The 5,259-nt window shown below is 52.5% G+C and carries 2 tRNA genes and 3 rRNA genes; all 5 read left to right on the forward strand.

Annotated elements, in window-relative coordinates:
- Window positions 1-112: 112 nt before the first annotated feature.
- The 5 genes from JWG43_RS17055 (at window position 113) to rrf (ending at window position 5,215) form a co-directional block, all read left to right on the forward strand.
- Window positions 113-1,671: ribosomal RNA gene (locus tag JWG43_RS17055) — 16S ribosomal RNA — on the forward strand.
- Window positions 1,672-1,747: 76 nt separating this feature from the next.
- A tRNA-Ile gene (locus JWG43_RS17060) sits at window positions 1,748-1,825 on the forward strand.
- Between the two features lie 16 nt (window positions 1,826-1,841).
- Window positions 1,842-1,917, forward strand: a tRNA-Ala gene (locus JWG43_RS17065).
- Window positions 1,918-2,108: 191 nt separating this feature from the next.
- A 23S ribosomal RNA gene (locus JWG43_RS17070) occupies window positions 2,109-5,048 on the forward strand.
- A 50-nt stretch (window positions 5,049-5,098) separates the two neighbouring features.
- Window positions 5,099-5,215 (forward strand): 5S ribosomal RNA (gene rrf, locus JWG43_RS17075).
- The 16S, 23S and 5S rRNA genes sit together here with 2 tRNA genes alongside, the layout of an rRNA operon.
- The last annotated feature ends 44 nt before the right edge of the window (window positions 5,216-5,259 follow it).

Here is a 5,259-nt window from a genome sequence, read left to right on the forward strand (position 1 = left end):
GTCTTGATCTTTGAAAACTGAACAGTAGTAGAGCGGGCCGATTGAGTATGTTGATACTCGAAGAGAAGTAGATAAGTCCGATCATGTTTTGATTGTGATTGGCTGGGAAATAGAACTGGAGAGTTTGATCCTGGCTCAGAACGAACGCTGGCGGCGTGCTTAACACATGCAAGTCGAACGCGAAAGGGGCTTCGGTCCTGAGTAGAGTGGCGCACGGGTGAGTAACGCGTAGATAACCTGTCATATTGTCTGGGATAACATTCCGAAAGGGGTACTAATACCGGATATTCTTGTGTTTTATAAGGGAGACAAGGAAAGGTGGCCTCTGTTGTATGCTACCGCAAGATGAGGGGTCTGCGTACCATTAGCTAGTAGGTGGGGTAATGGCCTACCTAGGCGACGATGGTTAGCGGGTCTGAGAGGATGATCCGCCACACTGGCACTGAAACACGGGCCAGACTCCTACGGGAGGCAGCAGTGAGGAATATTGCGCAATGGGGGCAACCCTGACGCAGCGACGCCGCGTGAGTGAGGAAGGCCTTCGGGTCGTAAAGCTCTGTCAAGGGGGAAGAAGTGTGTACTGGTTAATACCCAGTATATTTGACGGTACCCCTAAAGGAAGCACCGGCTAACTCCGTGCCAGCAGCCGCGGTAATACGGAGGGTGCAAGCGTTGTTCGGAATTACTGGGCGTAAAGGGCGCGCAGGCGGTTTGGTCAGTCAGATGTGAAAGCCCACGGCTTAACCGTGGAAGTGCATTTGATACTGCCGGACTTGAGTACCAGAGGGGAAAGTGGAATTCCCGGTGTAGAGGTGAAATTCGTAGATATCGGGAGGAATACCGGTGGCGAAGGCGACTTTCTGGCTGGATACTGACGCTGAGGCGCGAAAGCGTGGGGAGCAAACAGGATTAGATACCCTGGTAGTCCACGCTGTAAACGATGTGAACTAGATGTAGGGGGTGTTGATCCCCTCTGTGTCGGAGCTAACGCATTAAGTTCACCGCCTGGGGAGTACGGTCGCAAGATTAAAACTCAAAGGAATTGACGGGGGCCCGCACAAGCGGTGGAGTATGTGGTTTAATTCGATGCAACGCGAAGAACCTTACCTGGTCTTGACATCCCGGGGATCTTGTGGAAACACGAGAGTGCCTTCAATCGAAGGAGCCTGGAGACAGGTGCTGCATGGCTGTCGTCAGCTCGTGTCGTGAGATGTTGGGTTAAGTCCCGCAACGAGCGCAACCCTTGCCTTTAGTTGCCATCAGTTTGGCTGGGCACTCTAAAGGGACTGCCGGTGTTAAACCGGAGGAAGGTGGGGATGACGTCAAGTCCTCATGGCCTTTATGACCAGGGCTACACACGTACTACAATGGCCGATACAAAGGGCAGCGACATTGCGAGATGAAGCCAATCCCGTAAAATCGGTCTCAGTCCGGATTGGAGTCTGCAACTCGACTCCATGAAGTTGGAATCGCTAGTAATCGTGGATCAGCATGCCACGGTGAATACGTTCCCGGGCCTTGTACACACCGCCCGTCACACCACGGGAGTTGGTTGTACCAGAAGCAGTTGAGCTAACCTTCGGGAGGCAGGCTGCCAAGGTATGGCTGGTAACTGGGGTGAAGTCGTAACAAGGTAGCCCTAGGGGAACCTGGGGCTGGATCACCTCCTTTTTAAGGATAGATACAGGTTTACCTGTATGGGATCAACCCTGCTCGCTACTGTTTGGTTTTGAGAGATCAAGGCATTGGGCCTATAGCTCAGCTTGGTTAGAGCGCACGCCTGATAAGCGTGAGGTCGGTGGTTCAAGTCCACCTAGGCCCACCAGGCATGCTGAAAGACTGGGGGTGTAGCTCAGCTGGGAGAGCGCCTGCCTTGCACGCAGGAGGTCATCGGTTCGATCCCGTTCACCTCCACCAGTTTGAAGGGGTAAGGTTGCCTGTCGAATGACATTGGACAGGCAACTTTAAACTTTCATGGTTTATGATCTTTGACAATTGAAGAGTAGGGTATTTTTTGCACCGTGAGGCGTCATGTGCAAGCTGGTTTTTGGACCTGCGCACGAAGAGACGGCCTTGCGTTGTGAAGACTTAGTTTAGAAAAGATGTATGGTTAAGCTAGTAAGGGCTGACGGCGGATGCCTTGGCACTAGGAGGCGATGAAGGACGTGGAAAGCTGCGAAAAGCTTCGGTGAGCTGCTAACAGGCTTTGACCCGGAGATGTCCGAATGGGGGAACCCGGCAGAGTTCAAACTCTGTCATTCATTTCTGAATTCATAGGGAATGAAGGCGAACGAGGGGAAGTGAAACATCTCAGTACCCTCAGGAGAAGAAATCAAACGAGATTCCGTTAGTAGTGGCGAGCGAACGCGGAGGAGCCCAAACCCATAGGCATGCCTATGGGGGTTGTGGGGCCCCGATATGGGATTGAGGCGAGATAGCGGAACGGTCTGGAAAGGCCGACCAGAGACGGTGATAGTCCGGTACGCGAAATTTCAAGTCACCCTAGGGTGTCCCCGAGTACCACGAGACACGTGAAACCTTGTGGGAATCTGGGAGGACCATCTTCCAAGGCTAAATACTCCCTAGTGACCGATAGTGAACCAGTACCGTGAGGGAAAGGTGAAAAGAACCCCGGGAGGGGAGTGAAATAGAAACTGAAACCGTCAGCTTACAAGCAGTTGGAGCATCCTTGTGATGTGACAGCGTGCCTTTTGCATAATGAGTCAACGAGTTATCCTATGCAGCGAGGTTAAGCCGTGAGGTGGAGCCGGAGCGAAAGCGAGTCTGAACAGGGCGGGTGAGTTGCATGGGGTAGACCCGAAGCCGGGTGATCTATCCATGTCCAGGGTGAAGTCTCGGTAACACGAGATGGAGGCCCGAACCATTGTAGGTTGAAAACTGCTTGGATGAGGTGTGGATAGGAGTGAAAGGCTAATCAAACCCGGTGATAGCTGGTTTTCTCCGAAATATATTTAGGTATAGCCTTGCGAGTTGACTGACGGAGGTAGAGCACTGCTTGGGCTAGGGGTCCCACCGGATTACCAACCCCATGCAAACTCCGAATGCCGTCAAGTTTTATCGCGGGAGTCAGACTGTGGGAGATAAGTTCCATGGTCGAGAGGGAAAGAGCCCAGACCGTCAGCTAAGGTCCCTAAACCGCACTAAGTGGAAAAGGAGGTGAAATTGCTGAGACAACCAGGAGGTTGGCTTAGAAGCAGCAATCCTTTAAAGAAAGCGTAATAGCTCACTGGTCTAGTGAATTTGCGCCGAAAATGTAACGGGGCTTAAGTGCGGTACCGAAGCTACGGATCGAGCAATCGATGGTAGGAGAACATTGTGTAGGCCTGCGAAGGTGCACCGTGAGGTGTGCTGGAGGTATCACAAGAGCGTATGTTGACACGAGTAGCGAAAATGAAGGTGAGAAACCTTCACGCCGAAAGTCTCAGGTTTCCTGTAGTCAAGTTAATCTGCTCAGGGTTAGTCGGCCCCTAAGGCGAGGCTGAAAAGCGTAGTCGATGGGAAACGGGTTAATATTCCCGTACCGCTGGTGTGGAGATTGTGTAAGGGGGGACGGAGAAGGATAGGCCATCCGGGTGTTGGACGTCCCGGTTCAAGCGTGTAGGCGGAGGACTTAGGCAAATCCGGGTCCTTGATAACGCCGAGGCGTGATGACGAAGCCCAAAGGGCTGCAAAGTGGTTGATTCCATGCTTCCAGGAAAAGCCTCGTACACATTCATACTGGTGACCGTACCGTAAACCGACACAGGTGGACAGGTAGAATATACCAAGGCGCTTGAGAGAACTCTGGTTAAGGAACTCGGCAAAATAGCACCGTAACTTCGGGAGAAGGTGTGCCCACATGGTGATCTTTTTTTTCAAATGAGAGCCTCGTTGGGTTGCAGTGAAATGGGGGGAGCGACTGTTTACTAAAAACACAGGACTCTGCGAAGTCGTAAGACGAAGTATAGGGTCTGACGCCTGCCCGGTGCCGGAAGGTTAAGGGGACATGTCAGCGCAAGCAAAGCATTGAACCGAAGCCCCGGTAAACGGCGGCCGTAACTATAACGGTCCTAAGGTAGCGAAATTCCTTGTCGGGTAAGTTCCGACCTGCACGAATGGCGTAACGATTTCCCCACTGTCTCAACCAGAGACTCAGCGAAACTGTAGTACCGGTGAAGATGCCGGTTTCCCGCAACAAGACAGAAAGACCCCGTGAACCTTTACTATAGCTTGGCATTGTGTTTAGGGATAACATGTGTAGGATAGGTGGGAGACTTTGAAGCGTGCACGCCAGTGTGCGTGGAGTCACCCTTGAAATACCACCCTTGTTATCTTTGGACTCTAACCGCGTTCCCTGATCGGGAACCGGGACAGTGTCTGGTGGGTAGTTTGACTGGGGCGGTCGCCTCCCAAAGCGTAACGGAGGCGCGCGAAGGTTCCCTCAGGCTGATTGGAAACCAGCCGCAGAGTGTAAAGGCATAAGGGAGCTTGACTGCGAGAGAGACATCTCGAGCAGGTACGAAAGTAGGTCTTAGTGATCCGGCGATTCCGCATGGAAGGGTCGTCGCTCAACGGATAAAAGGTACTCCGGGGATAACAGGCTAATCTCCCCCAAGAGTCCACATCGACGGGGAGGTTTGGCACCTCGATGTCGGCTCATCACATCCTGGGGCTGAAGCAGGTCCCAAGGGTTCGGCTGTTCGCCGATTAAAGTGGTACGTGAGCTGGGTTTAAAACGTCGTGAGACAGTTTGGTCCTTATCTGTTGCGGGCGGAGGATATTTGAGGAGATCTTTCCCTAGTACGAGAGGACCGGGATGGACGAACCAATGGTGTTCCAGTTGTTCTGCCAAGGGCATGGCTGGGTAGCTACGTTCGGCCGGGATAACCGCTGAAAGCATCTAAGCGGGAAGCCCCCTCCAAGATAAGATATCCCGTACCGTAAGGTACCTGAAGGCTCGTTGGAGATGACAACGTTGATAGGTCGGGTGTGGAAGTGCAGCAATGCATGGAGCTTACCGATACTAATGAGCCGTGCGGCTTAACCATACTTTTTTTTAAACAAAGTCAAACCCTGCTCTCAATTGTCACAGTTTTATTTCGGTGGCCATAGCGAAGAGGTCCCACCCGTTCCCATTCCGAACACGGAAGTTAAGCTCTTCAGCGCCGATGGTACTGCATGGGAAACTATGTGGGAGAGTAGGTCGCCGCCGATCCTCTACAAAAAACCCCCGTCGATCAATCGATCAACGGGGGTTTT

It is taken from the genome of Desulfobulbus alkaliphilus (assembly GCF_016918545.1).
In the GTDB taxonomy this organism is placed as follows: Bacteria; Desulfobacterota; Desulfobulbia; order Desulfobulbales; family Desulfobulbaceae; genus Desulfobulbus; species Desulfobulbus alkaliphilus.